The 11,230-nt window shown below is 64.0% G+C and carries 11 protein-coding genes; 8 read left to right on the top strand and 3 right to left on the bottom strand.

Going from position 1 to position 11,230, the window contains the following annotated elements:
* Nucleotides 1-162 precede the first annotated feature (162 nt).
* The 8 genes from aroC to mltG all read left to right on the top strand — a co-directional run bounded on the left by aroC (nucleotide 163) and on the right by mltG (nucleotide 8,559).
* Complete coding sequence (aroC, locus tag NLI84_RS14470; RefSeq protein ID WP_255991243.1) at nucleotides 163-1,263, top strand: chorismate synthase; 1,101 nt, start codon at nucleotides 163-165, stop codon at nucleotides 1,261-1,263.
* 13 nt (nucleotides 1,264-1,276) lie between these two features.
* Nucleotides 1,277-1,912: a DUF4136 domain-containing protein gene (locus tag NLI84_RS14465; RefSeq protein WP_255991242.1), complete on the top strand. Its 636-nt coding sequence runs from the start codon at nucleotides 1,277-1,279 to the stop codon at nucleotides 1,910-1,912.
* Between the two features lie 57 nt (nucleotides 1,913-1,969).
* A complete protein-coding gene (hpnD, locus tag NLI84_RS14460) occupies nucleotides 1,970-2,806 on the top strand; it encodes a presqualene diphosphate synthase HpnD (RefSeq protein ID WP_255991241.1) in 837 nt (278 codons plus the stop codon).
* 4 nt (nucleotides 2,807-2,810) lie between these two features.
* Nucleotides 2,811-3,311: a GNAT family N-acetyltransferase gene (locus NLI84_RS14455; protein WP_308445831.1), complete on the top strand. Its 501-nt coding sequence runs from the start codon at nucleotides 2,811-2,813 to the stop codon at nucleotides 3,309-3,311.
* Nucleotides 3,308-4,615, top strand: a complete 1,308-nt coding sequence (hpnE, locus tag NLI84_RS14450) for a hydroxysqualene dehydroxylase HpnE (protein WP_255991238.1) — start codon at nucleotides 3,308-3,310, stop codon at nucleotides 4,613-4,615. Before NLI84_RS14455 ends, hpnE begins: the two co-directional genes overlap by 4 nt.
* Complete coding sequence (locus NLI84_RS14445; protein ID WP_255991236.1) at nucleotides 4,612-5,376, top strand: SDR family NAD(P)-dependent oxidoreductase; 765 nt, start codon at nucleotides 4,612-4,614, stop codon at nucleotides 5,374-5,376. The genes hpnE and NLI84_RS14445 overlap by 4 nt, the downstream gene beginning before the upstream one ends.
* Before the next feature lie 188 nt (nucleotides 5,377-5,564).
* Nucleotides 5,565-7,562 carry a DNA repair helicase YoaA gene (gene yoaA / locus NLI84_RS14440; RefSeq protein WP_255991235.1) on the top strand — a complete coding sequence of 666 codons (1,998 nt, stop codon included), beginning with the start codon at nucleotides 5,565-5,567 and terminating at the stop codon, nucleotides 7,560-7,562.
* Nucleotides 7,489-8,559 carry an endolytic transglycosylase MltG gene (gene mltG, locus NLI84_RS14435; RefSeq protein ID WP_255991229.1) on the top strand — a complete coding sequence of 357 codons (1,071 nt, stop codon included), beginning with the start codon at nucleotides 7,489-7,491 and terminating at the stop codon, nucleotides 8,557-8,559. Before yoaA ends, mltG begins: the two co-directional genes overlap by 74 nt.
* A 60-nt stretch (nucleotides 8,560-8,619) precedes the next feature.
* Here the strand turns inward: mltG and NLI84_RS14430 are convergent, their stop codons facing one another.
* The 3 genes from NLI84_RS14430 to NLI84_RS14420 all read right to left on the bottom strand — a co-directional run bounded on the left by NLI84_RS14430 (nucleotide 8,620) and on the right by NLI84_RS14420 (nucleotide 11,170).
* Nucleotides 8,620-9,420, bottom strand: coding sequence for an amino acid ABC transporter permease (locus NLI84_RS14430; protein WP_255991227.1), 801 nt, complete (start codon nucleotides 9,418-9,420; stop codon nucleotides 8,620-8,622).
* A gap of 87 nt (nucleotides 9,421-9,507) precedes the next feature.
* Nucleotides 9,508-10,257 carry a basic amino acid ABC transporter substrate-binding protein gene (locus NLI84_RS14425; protein ID WP_255991226.1) on the bottom strand — a complete coding sequence of 250 codons (750 nt, stop codon included), beginning with the start codon at nucleotides 10,255-10,257 and terminating at the stop codon, nucleotides 9,508-9,510.
* Between the two features lie 121 nt (nucleotides 10,258-10,378).
* Complete coding sequence (locus NLI84_RS14420) at nucleotides 10,379-11,170, bottom strand: HDOD domain-containing protein (protein ID WP_255991225.1); 792 nt, start codon at nucleotides 11,168-11,170, stop codon at nucleotides 10,379-10,381.
* Between the last annotated feature and the right edge of the window lie 60 nt (nucleotides 11,171-11,230).

The raw sequence follows: 11,230 nt of genomic DNA, 5'->3' as shown, positions 1-11,230 counted from the left end.
CCAGAACCCCCAGACCGAAAGGCTGGGGGTTTTGCTTTGCTCGCGAGATAGGGCATTGATTGACCTTCCCCCAATCGGTGGTCCGCCGGTCTGGTTGACGCGCCGTGTTAAAATCCCCGGATTCGAATCGATAGGGCGCGCTTGCGCTACAGGGGAATCGCGATGTCCGGCAGTACGCTAGGCCTGTTGTTTACCGTCACCTCGTTTGGCGAAAGCCATGGTCCAGGCATCGGTTGCGTCGTCGATGGCTGCCCTCCGGGTATGGCGCTGTCGACCGAGGATATCCAGCTGGAGCTCGATCGTCGCAAGCCCGGCACCAGCCGCCACGTGACGCAGCGCAAGGAAGCGGACGCCGTCGAAATCCTGTCTGGCGTGTTCGAGGGCAAAACCACTGGCACGCCGATCGCGTTGCTGATCCGCAACACCGATCAGCGCAGCCAGGACTACGGCAAGATCGCCGAGACTTTCCGCCCAGGCCACGCCGACTACACCTACTGGCACAAGTACGGGATACGCGATTATCGCGGCGGTGGTCGTTCCTCCGCGCGCGAAACTGCGGTGCGTGTGGCCGCTGGCGCCATTGCCAAGAAGTGGCTGAACGAAAAGTTCGGCATCGTGATCCGAGGCTATATGAGCCAGTTGGGCGAGATCGAGATCCCGTTCGAAAGCTGGGACGAGGTCGGTAACAACCCTTTCTTTGCGCCCAACGCCGGCATCATCCAGCAGCTGGAAAACTATATGGATGCGATCCGCAAGGAACGCGATTCGGTCGGCGCCAAGATCACCGTGGTGGCCGAAAACGTGCCGGTGGGCTGGGGTGAGCCGGTGTACGACAGGCTCGACGCCGACATCGCGTTCAACATGATGAACATCAATGCGGTGAAGGGCGTAGAAATCGGCGCCGGCTTTAAATCCGTTGCCCAGCGCGGCTCGCAGCATTGCGATGAGCTCACGCCCGATGGCTTCGCCGCCAATGAGGCGGGCGGCATCCTCGGCGGCATTTCCACCGGCCAGGATATCGTTGCCCATATCGCTGTCAAACCGACGTCCAGCATCGCGCAGGAGCGACGCTCGATCGACAAGGATGGCAATGCGATCATGATGGCGACCACTGGCCGGCACGACCCCTGCGTCGGCATCCGCGCGACGCCGATTGCCGAGGCGATGCTGGCATTGACGCTGATCGACCATGCACTGCGCCATCGTGCGCAATGTGGCGATGTCTCCGTCGATACCCCGCGCATTCCGGGAAAAATCGCCTAACCGGGAGTTCGCCATGCTGCGTGGCCTCGTTGTGCTGCTTGCCTTGCTGCTCACCGCTTGTGCCACGCCGCAGTTCGTTGCCGACGTCCACGTTAGGCACGATCTGACCGAGCCGTTTGCCGGAAAACGCTTTACTTTCCAGCGCGGCGCCGCCCAATCGCAGAGCCTGCTGCAGCGCGAAGTTGAAACGCGGGTGAGCGACGCGCTTGCGGCGCAGGGCCTCACGCCAGTCGAGCGCGAAGCCGATGCGGACTGGCTGGTAGCACTCGATTATGGCGTCGATGATGGCAAGACGGTGGTCACGCAGCAGCCGGTGTGGGGCACGGTGGGCTACGGCATCTACTACCAACGCATCAATACCGGCAACGGCGTGGTGCTGGTGCCCAGCTACTTTCCCGAAACCGGCATCGTTGGTAGCGTGCCGGTGACCCATATCGTCTACACGCGCCACCTGAGCGTCGACATTCTCGATCACCAGCAATTGCGCGACGGTGGCTTTGCCAAGCGCTATGAAGGCAGCGCGAGCAATGCCTCATCCGACAACGCGTTCGATCCGGCGCTACCCTGGCTCACCCAGGCCTTGTTCCAGTTCTTCCCCGGTTTTTCCGGCACCACCCGCGAAGTACGCTTCGACCTGCCGCAACGCTGAAGGCCAAATAAGCGGGCGCTGGTACAATGCGCCCCCAGCACATCGCCGGATCGCATCGTGACGCCCGACCAATATTGCGAAGACAAGGCCGCTCAGAGCGGCTCCAGTTTCTACTACAGCTTCCGCTTCCTGCCGCAGGCACAGCGGCTGGCGATTACCGCGCTCTATGCGTTCTGCCGCGAGGTCGACGACGTGGTTGACGAATGCCACGACGAGGCGGTCGCGCGTACCAAGCTTGCCTGGTGGAGGGCCGAAATCGACAAGCTGTATGCCGGCGCCCCCGAGCACCCGGTGTCGCGCGCACTGGTCGGCCCGGTGCAAAAGTTCGAGCTGCAGCGCGAGCATTTCCTCGAGATCATCGACGGCATGCAGATGGATCTGGAGCAGGCGCGCTACAACAGCTTCAAGGATCTGCAACTCTATTGCTACCGCGTCGCTTCGGTGGTCGGACTGATGGCGGCGCGTATCTTCGGCTACGAGGACAAGGACACGCAAAAATATGCGCACGACCTCGGCATCGCATTCCAGCTGACCAACATCATCCGCGATGTGGGCGAGGATGCGCGCCGCGGCCGCATCTACCTGCCGGTCGAAGAGCTGCAGCGCTTCAACGTGCCGGCGGCCGATATCCTCAATTATCGTGAAAGCCCAGAGTTCAAGGCGCTGATGCAATTCCAGATCGAGCGCGCCGAAAGCTATTACGACAAGGCGCTTGCCCAACTGCCACGCGTCGATCGCAAGCGCCAGCGCACCGGTCTCGTGATGGCGGCGATCTATCGCGCCACGCTGGCCGAGATCAAGCGCGATGGCCCGGAAAAGGTGCTGAACCAGCGGCTGTCGCTCACGCCGATCCGCAAGCTGTGGCTGGCGTGGCGGACCTGGTGGTTTGGCTGAGGCGGTGACCGTAATCGCGACTTCGCGCCTGGTGTTGCGTCCGCTATCGGCGGATGATTTTGACGCCGTATTTGCCATCATGTCCGACCCTGTCGTGGTCAGCTGCTCTGGGTACCCCAAGCCCGACAAGGCGCGCTCTCGCGATGCCTTGATGGTCGGCCGGGCCAGCTGGCAACGCTGGGGCGTGGGGAGCGTCGGCGTGTGGCGCAGCGACGCCCTGATCGGCGAGATCGAGCTGATCTACAACACGCTCGACGAATTCCAGATCGGCTGGGTACTGCACCCGGATCACTGGGGGCTGGGCTATATGCGCGAGGCCTGCCATGCCTTGCTGTTCCACGCCTTCAACCACGCCAGGCTGGCCTTGATGACTGCGTATACCTTCGATCACAACCGGCGCAGCGTACGCCTACTGCAGGCCTTGGGCTTTGGCGCCGTCTGTAGCCGCATGCTGGATGGCGCGGCCTCGACGCGCTACGAATTGCGGGCGGATGAACTGATATGAAATCAGAAATTTGTCCTCATCTCGCCGTACTCGGTGGTGGTTATGCCGGCATGGCCGCCGCGGTCGAGGCAACCCGCCTTGGCGCGCGTGTCACCGTGCTCGAAGCCGGGCGCGTGCTCGGTGGCCGGGCGCGGCGGGTCGAGCTCGATGGGCGCCTGCTCGACAACGGCCAGCATCTGTTGATCGGTGGCTATGGCGAGCTACTGGCGCTGATGCGCCGCGTCGGCGTCGATCCCGATACCGCGTTCCTGCGCACGCCGCTCGATTTGGCAGTGCGGCCTGGTTTTCACATGCGCTGCCCGGCCTGGCCGGCGCCGTGGCATCTGGCCGCTGCCTTGCTCACTGCGCGTGGCCTGTCGCTCGCCGAGCGCTGGGCGCTGACGCGTGCGGTGTCGTCAGCCCAGCGCGGCGGTTGGCGCTGTGATCCCGATCTGTCCGTGGCAGACTGGTTGATGCGCGCCGGGCAGCCCGCTGCGCTGATCGCCCGCTTCTGGCAGCCGTTGACGGTGGCTGCGCTCAATACGCCGCTAGAGCAGGCATCGACCCAGGTGTTGTTCAATGTGCTGCGCGACAGCCTGGGTGGCGCCAGCACCGATTCCGATTTTCTGTTTCCGCGCATCGACTTCTCTGCCTTGCTGCCCGATGCCGCGGCCAGCTGGCTGGCCAAGAACGGCGGTGCGGTCGAACTTGGTCTCACCGTGAAAACGCTGCGCCGCGATGTGACTGGCTGGCAGGTGAACGACGAAGCACGGCGCTTCGATGGCGTGATCTGCGCGCTGCCGCCGCACCGGCTGACCATGGCCTTGGCCGGTGTTGCGCCCGAGCTGGCCGCCGCGGTCGCGGCCTGGGATTTTCAGCCCATCGTCACGCTGTATCTGGAATACCCGCGCGCGGCGCTGCCGCAGCCCATGGTCGGGCTCTCCGGCGGACTGGTGCAATGGGTGTTCGATCATGCGTATACCCACGATGCGCCCAATCGCATCGCCGTGGTGCTCTCGGCCGAAGGCGCACACTCGCAGCTGCCACGCACCGAACTGGAGGCCGCCATCGTTGCCGAGCTCGATGCCGCCTTCGGCTGGGGCGTGCCCGCCTGGCTGCGCAGCATTGCCGAGAAGCGGGCCACTTTTGCCTGCGTGCCGGGTCTCGCGCGGCCGGACAATGCCACGCATGACGCCACGCTGTGGCTGGCCGGCGACTACACGGCGGGCGACTACCCGGCGACACTGGAAGGCGCGGTGCAGAGCGGATTGCGCGCCGCGCGTGGGATAATGGCGACATTGAACAGCAACACGGTGCAGCAATGAGCGACTGGAAAACGTATCAGGCTTCGGCCGACGAACTGAAGGACCGGGTGATCCTGGTGACCGGAGCAGGTCAGGGGCTAGGCGAGGCTGCAGCACTCGCGTATGCGCGCCATGGCGCCACAGTGATCCTGCTCGGGCGCAACGAAAAGAAGCTCGCCCGCGTCTACGACGCGATCGAAGCGGTCGGTGGCGCCAAGCCGGCGGCCATCCCCATGGATCTGGCGAAGGTGAACGAGGCCGAGCTCGGGCAGATGGGGGTGCTGATCCAGCGCGAGTTTGGCCGGCTCGATGGCATCCTGCATGCGGCCAATGGCTTTGCGCATCTGTCGCCGTTGACCAATCAGAAGCTCGACGAATGGGTCGAGCAGTACCGGGTGAACGTGGCAGCGCCATTTGCGATGACGCGCGCGCTGCTACCGCTGCTGGAGAAGGCACCGGATGCCTCGGTGCTGGTGCTGGGTGAAAGCCATGCGCTGGTGCCCAAGGCGTTCTGGGGAGGCTACAGCGCGGCCAAGTCGGCGCAGAAGACCTGGGTGGAGATCGCCGCGAGCGAATGGGATCGCTGGCCGCACCTGCGCATCAACCTGCTGGTGCCGGGACCGATCCAGTCGCCGTTCCGCACCAAGACGCACCCGGCTGAATCCAAGGACAGCCTGCCCGCCACCGATAGCATCGCGCCGGCACTGATCTACTGGATGGGCGCCGCCAGCCACGGTCATAGCGGCGAGACCGTGGTCTTCAACGAACAGGTTCCCGGTTAAATTCACCGGAAATCACCGGAAACAAAACGGCAACGAGGAGCGTCACACCCAGCGTAGGTAGCGTGCAGAGCACGCTTTCCTCCGTTGTGTCTCCATCTCCCTGTTGCTGGCCCCGCTGCGCGCGGGGCTCTTTTTTTGCCGAACGATCGTGCTGGTACAATGATCGCATTCTCCTCGCTCAAGCCACCATGACGCTGACCGAACTCTTTGCCGCAGACGGGCCGCTTGCCCAGGCGTTTCCCGGCTACAAGGTGCGTAGCCAGCAGGTGGAAATGGCGCAGGCGGTCGAGCAGGCGATCCGCGAGCGCGGCAAGCTGATCGCCGAGGCCGGTACCGGCACCGGCAAGACCTTTGCCTACCTGGTGCCTGCCCTGATGTCCGGCGGCAAGGTCATTGTCTCGACCGGGACCAAGACGCTGCAGGACCAGCTCTACGCGCGCGACCTGCCCATGGTGCGCGAGCTGCTGGGCGTGCCCGTGACCATCGCCCTGCTCAAGGGGCGGGCCAACTATGTCTGTCACTACCATCTGGAGCGGGCGCGGCACGAAGGGCGCTTTATGCGGCGCGAGGATATCGCCGATCTGCAAAAGGTCGAGCGCTACGCCAAGCTTACCCAGTCGGGCGACAAGGCCGGCTGTGCCGGCGTGCCCGAGGACGCGCCGATCTGGGCGCATGTGACCAGCACGCGCGATAACTGCCTCGGCGCCGATTGCCCGAACCACAAGGACTGCTTCGTGCTGAAGGCGCGCAAGGAGGCGCAGGAGGCCGACGTGGTCGTGGTCAACCATCACCTGTTCTTTGCCGATGTCTGGCTGCGCGACGAAGGTGCGGGCGAGCTGCTGCCGGCCTGCAATACGGTGATCTTCGACGAGGCGCACCAGCTGCCGGAGATCGCCAGCCTGTTCTTCGGCGAAACGGTCACTTCCGGCCAGCTGGTCGAGCTTGCGCGCGACGCGCGCTCCGAAGCGCTCGTCATCGCCAAGGACTACGTGCACCTGCCGCAGGCGGCCGAGGCGCTGGAGAAAGCGGTGCGCGATTTCCGGCTCACCTTCCGCCAGGAACCGGCACGCTTGCCGCAGCATGAACTCGCCAACCGCTATCCGGAGTTCGAGGCGAGGCTGGCCGAGCTGATCGCGCGGCTCGGCGAACTGGAAGGCCAGCTGATCGCGCAGGCCGAACGCGCCGAGGAGCTGCAGAAATGCGCCGAGCGCGCCACCGCGCTGCGCCAGACCGTGCAGCGCTGGCAGGAAGGTGACAGCGACGAGGCGGTGCATTGGATCGACATCACGCCGCACGGTTATATGCTGCACGCCACGCCGCTCAACATTGCCGAGCTGTTTCGCAAGCAGCTCAACAGCGGCCAGCGCGCCTGGGTGTTTGCTTCGGCCACGCTCGCCGTCAATGGCCAGTTCAAGCACTTCCAGCACGAGCTGGGCTTATGGGAGGCGGAGACCGCCACCTGGGATAGCCCATTCGACTACAAGCAGCAGGCGGTGCTCTATGTGCCGCGCGACATGCCCGAGGCCAATACGCCCGGCTTCACCGCCAAGGTGGTCGAGCGCGCCTGGCCCTTGCTGCAGCTGACCCACGGCCACGCCTTCCTGCTGTTCACGTCCCTCAGGGCGATGCGCGAGGCGCACGAGCTCGTTACCCAGCGCTTGAAGGACGCCAAGCTCGACTGGCCGGTGCTGCTGCAGGGCCAGGGCAGCCGCACGGAGCTCCTGGACAAGTTTCGCCGCTCGCCCAATGCCATCCTCGTGGCGAGCCAGACCTTCTGGGAAGGCATCGACGTGAAGGGTGAGCAGTTGTCGCTGGTGGTGATCGACAAGCTGCCGTTCTCGCCGCCGGACGACCCGGTGCTGGCCGCGCGCATCGAGCAGATGAGCAAGAGCGGGCGCAACGCCTTCGTCGACTTCCAGTTGCCGCACGCCGCCATTACGCTCAAGCAAGGCGCCGGCCGCTTGATCCGCGACGAGCACGATACCGGCATCCTGATGATCGCCGACACGCGGCTGGTCGACAAACCCTATGGCAAGCTCTTATGGAAGAGCCTGCCGCCGATGTTTCGCTCGCGCGAACTCGATACCGTCAAACGCTTCTTCGAGGTAAAACGTGGCCGCACGCAAGACCCAGACCAAGACCCGGACCCCGGCGCGATCATCGCGCAAGACGGCGCAGCCGAATAAGGGTGGCCTGCTGCGCACGCTGCGCAATCTCTTGCTGCTCGCGTTGCTGACGGCCACCGTGGCGGCGGGGGCCGCCTGGTGGTACGTGACCCGGCCCTTGCCGCTGGCTTATCCGGTGACGTTGACCGTCGGCCCGGGCTCGGTGCGCGCGATTGCGGCGCAATTGGCGCAGCAGGGCGTGATCGATCACGCCATCGCGTTCCGCCTGCTGGCGCGTGCGACCGGGCAGGATACGCGCCTCAAAGCCGGCGTCTACGAGCTGAAGCAGCCAAGCTCGATGCTGGAACTACTGGGCAAGATCGCGCGGGGCGAGGCCAGTCAGATCGCCTTCACCGTGATTGAGGGCACGACGTGGCGCCAGATGCGTGCCGCGCTCGCCGCGCAGCCCAAGCTCAAGGCCGAGGCCACGCTGATGAGCGACGACGAGTTGCGCACCTTGCTTGGGATCGGCGCGCCGGGGCTGGAAGGCCAGTTCTTCCCCGATACCTATTTCGTTGCCGTCGGCGGCTCCGATATGGAAGTGCTGCGCCGTGCGCACGCCAAGCTCAGCGATCAGCTGGCGATGGCCTGGAAGCTGCGCCGGCCCGATACCCCGCTGCGCTCGCCGTACGAGCTCTTGATCATGGCCTCCATCGTCGAGAAGGAAACCGGCGCCGAATCGGATCGGCCCATGGTCGCTGCGGTGTTCGAGAACCGATTACGCATCGGCATGCGGCTGCAGACCGATCCGACCGTGATCTACGGCCTGGGCGAAGCGTTCGATGGCAACCTGCGCAAGAAGGACCTGCAGACCGATACGCCGTACAACAGCTATACCCGGGCCGGCCTGCCGCCGACGCCGATCGCGTTGCCAGGAACGGCGGCGCTGTTGGCGGCTGCCCAACCGGCGGCCTCCAAGGCGCTGTATTTCGTGGCACGGGGCGATGGCAGCTCGCACTTCTCGGAGACGCTGGATGAGCACAACCAGGCAGTGAACCGCTATATCCGCGGTCGCTAAACGGGGGCGCGCAATAAAACGGGAAGGCGATGCCTTCCCGTTTTATTGGCTGACGCGCGGCTAGTGGATGCCGCCGCTGGCCTTGAAGTGCTTTTCCATCGCATGCACGCCCCAGGCCATCAATAGCGTGAGGCCGAGGTAGATGAAGGAGATGGTCAGGTACGGTTCCCAGTAGCGCGAATAGGCGCCGGCCACGGTGCGCGCGGCGTAGGCCAGTTCGGCGAGGCCGATGGCGGAGACCAGCGAGCTGTCCTTGAGCAGCATGATGGCCTCGTTGCCCAGCGGCGGCAGCATGCGACGGAAGGCCTGCGGCACGATGATGAAGCGCATGGTCTGCCAGTAGTTCATGCCCAGCGAGCGGCTGGCCTCGAACTGGCCCTTGGCGATCGACTGGATGCCGGCGCGGAAGATCTCGGTGATATAGGCGCCGGCGTTGAGCGTGAGCGCCATCAGGCCCGACATGAAGGCGCCGTAGTCCTGGCGCAGCGTGCCGGCATACTCACCGCTGATCAGCACGCCATCGGTGGGGTGAACCAAGAGCGGCATCAGCGCGAAATGGATCAGCAGGATCTGCACGAACAGCGGCGTGCCGCGAAAGAAGGTGACGTAGGCAGTGGCTGGCCAGCGCACCAGCACGATCAGCGGGTATTTCCATGGCCCATGGCGCACGGCGGCGAGCCGGGCCATGCCCATGACGAGGCCGATCAGCGTGCCTAATACCACGGCGATCAGCGTGATCAGCAAGGTCATCTGGACGCCCTGCCAGAACAGCTCGCGATATTCCCAGATCATCTGCAGCTGGAAATTCTCGAACAAGGGGACGTTCTGCTGGACACCCTGCCAGAATTGATTGAAATCCATGTCTTTTCTTGTAAGTACCTGCGAAAAACAAGAAGCGCAACCTCGTTATAGGTTGCGCTTCCGGGGTGCGGCGCGTACCGCGTTAAATCAATTACCGAAGTATTTCTTATAGATCTTGTCGTAAGTGCCATCGGCCTTGATGGTGGACAGACCCTTGTTGATCTTGGCGAGCAGATCCTTGTTGCCCTTCTTTACCGCGAAGCCGTAGTACTCCTTGGCAAAGCTCGCGTCGTCCAGCGTCTTCATCTTGCTGCCCTTGTTGTTGGCGATGAAGTTCACGATTACGCCGTTGTCGGCGACGACCGCGTCGACGCCACCAGACAGCAGTTCCTGCAGCGCGAGCGGGGTCGATTCGAAGCGCTTGATGCTGGGGTTGGTCTTGCCCAGGAGCTTCTGCACCACTTCGTCACCCGTGGTGCCAGTCTGCACGCCGACCTTCTTGCCCTTGAGGTCGGCGAACTTGGCAACCTTGCTCGTGGCGGGTACGGCGATCAGCTGCTTGGCTTCGAAGTAGGGCTCGGAGAAATCCATGCTCTGCTTGCGCTCGTCGGTGATGGTGACGGCCGAGGCGACGATATCGCGATCGCCAGTGGCGAGCGTCGCGAAAATGCCTTCCCACGGCGTGTTGTGGAACTTCACCGCGAAACCGCCCTTGGCTGCGACGGCGGTCAGTACATCGACATCGAAGCCGACCACTTCCTGCTTGCTGCTCAACGACTCGAACGGGGCATAGGCGGCGTCCGACGCGACCTGGTAGGTCTTGCCCGCCGCGCCTGCGGTACCGGCAACCAGCATGAGGCCGGTGATCCCGGCGAGTAGGCAATTCATCTTGCGCATGGCGCAGTCTCCTGATGGAAAGGACGGCGAGCGCCGTCGTTGTAAGTATCGTCGCAGACTAGGCAGCACCGTGCAGCGCAACAATTAGGCATAACCCTAGAGCCGCCCGGCGGTGTGCCATTCAGAGCAGCATGTCCTCGAGTTCCGGATCGCTGGCAGTGAGGGTCGAGCGCTGCTGTTGTACCGTTTCTGCGCTGAGCTGCAGATATTCCAGTGCGGCAGCGGGCAATGCGGCTTCATCGTCGTTGCGGTTGATGGCCAGCGCAAGATGCAACAACGCGGACAGGCGCGACCCCGGTTTTGGCATCTGTTGTTCGGCGATGGCGAACTGGATGGCTTCGGGGAAGTTCCAGCGCCGGGCCAGTTCGGCGCCGACGTCCATATAGTTGAAGCCGATATTGTTGCTTTCCAGCGTGGCGCGGTTACCGCCCGTGGTGACCGAGCGGTCGATCTTGGACGCCAACTCGGGCTGGGTCACGTGGATCAGCAGCTCGCCGATGCAGTGCAGCAGGCCGCAGGTGAAGGCGAGTTCGTGGTTGTCCCGGCTCAGCTTGGCAAGGCCACCGGCGATCAGCGCCACATGCAGGCTGTTGCGCCAGAACTGCTGGCGATCGAAGCCGGGCGTCGCGACGAAGGCGCCGGTGACGCCGCAGGCGACCACCAGGGTGCGCACGGTGTTGAAACCGAGCACGATGATGGCCTCGTGCGCCGAGCCGATCTTGCGGCTGGCGCCGAAGTGGGCCGAGTTGGCAAGGCGCAGTAGCTTGGCGGTGATCACCTGGTCGAGCGCGATACGATCGGCGATCGCGCCGACGTTCACTTCGTCCTGGCCGAAGCTGCTGATCAGATCTTGCACCACGCGCGGCACCGTAGGCAGCTTGTGGGTCTGCTCGAAGAGCTCGTCGATCTGCATCGCAGCCTCCTAATTCAGTGTGATAGCGGCATGCTAGTGCATGTCATCTGCATGGGGCCA

This window comes from Chitinolyticbacter albus, from assembly GCF_024437655.1.
Classification (GTDB): Bacteria; Pseudomonadota; Gammaproteobacteria; order Burkholderiales; family Chitinibacteraceae; genus Chitinolyticbacter; species Chitinolyticbacter albus.
This window is presented reverse-complemented; position numbering and strand designations above follow the sequence as displayed.

What these genes read in the sequence shown, in the direction of transcription:
- aroC (WP_255991243.1), top strand. Translation starts at nt 163, where the DNA reads ATGTCCGGCAGTACGCTAGGCCTGTTGTTTACCGTCACCTCGTTTGGC.
- NLI84_RS14465 (WP_255991242.1), top strand. Translation starts at nt 1,277, where the DNA reads ATGCTGCGTGGCCTCGTTGTGCTGCTTGCCTTGCTGCTCACCGCTTGT.
- hpnE (WP_255991238.1), top strand. Translation starts at nt 3,308, where the DNA reads ATGAAATCAGAAATTTGTCCTCATCTCGCCGTACTCGGTGGTGGTTAT.
- NLI84_RS14445 (WP_255991236.1), top strand. Translation starts at nt 4,612, where the DNA reads ATGAGCGACTGGAAAACGTATCAGGCTTCGGCCGACGAACTGAAGGAC.
- yoaA (WP_255991235.1), top strand. Translation starts at nt 5,565, where the DNA reads ATGACGCTGACCGAACTCTTTGCCGCAGACGGGCCGCTTGCCCAGGCG.
- NLI84_RS14430 (WP_255991227.1), bottom strand. Translation starts at nt 9,420, where the DNA reads ATGGATTTCAATCAATTCTGGCAGGGTGTCCAGCAGAACGTCCCCTTG.
- NLI84_RS14425 (WP_255991226.1), bottom strand. Translation starts at nt 10,257, where the DNA reads ATGCGCAAGATGAATTGCCTACTCGCCGGGATCACCGGCCTCATGCTG.
- NLI84_RS14420 (WP_255991225.1), bottom strand. Translation starts at nt 11,170, where the DNA reads ATGCAGATCGACGAGCTCTTCGAGCAGACCCACAAGCTGCCTACGGTG.